The following is a 551-nucleotide window of genomic DNA, read 5'->3' as shown; positions in this document are numbered from 1 at the left end:
TTGCCGAGCGTCGCGGCCAGCACGAACAGCGCGACGAGCTGCGTCGTGAACGCCTTGGTCGACGCCACGCCAATCTCGCGCCCCGCATGCGTCAAAAACGACAGTTCGGTCAGGCGCACCATCGCGCTCGTGCCGACGTTGCATATCGAGAGCGTGTGCTTGTGCCCAAGCGACTGCGCGTGCTTGAGCGCGGCGAGCGTATCGGCCGTCTCGCCTGACTGCGAGATCACCACCACCAGCGACTTCGGATTCGGCACCGAATCGCGATAGCGGTATTCGCTCGCGATCTCGACCTGCGTCGGAATCTTCGCGATCGATTCGAGCCAGTATTTCGCCGTCAGCCCCGAGTAATAGCTCGTGCCGCACGCGAGGATCAGCAGGTTGTCGATCTCGCCGAATGCCGTGGCCGCTGCGTCGCCAAAGAGCGATGCATCGAACGAATCGGCCTGCGGAATCGTGTCGCCGATCGCGCGCGGCTGCTCGAAAATTTCCTTCTGCATGAAGTGACGATAGGGCCCGAGCTCGACCGCGCCGCCATACGCCGCGACGGT

At 63.5% G+C, this 551-nt stretch carries 1 protein-coding gene; it reads right to left on the bottom strand.

Annotated elements, in window-relative coordinates:
• The coding region (locus tag LPA37_RS27665; protein WP_229014264.1) for an SIS domain-containing protein at positions 1-551 on the bottom strand (551 nt) is incomplete at both ends.

This window comes from Paraburkholderia gardini, assembly GCF_907164545.1.
Taxonomy (GTDB): Bacteria; Pseudomonadota; Gammaproteobacteria; order Burkholderiales; family Burkholderiaceae; genus Paraburkholderia; species Paraburkholderia gardini.
Note: the sequence above shows the minus strand (reverse complement) of the source record. Positions and strands in the feature narration are given on the sequence as shown.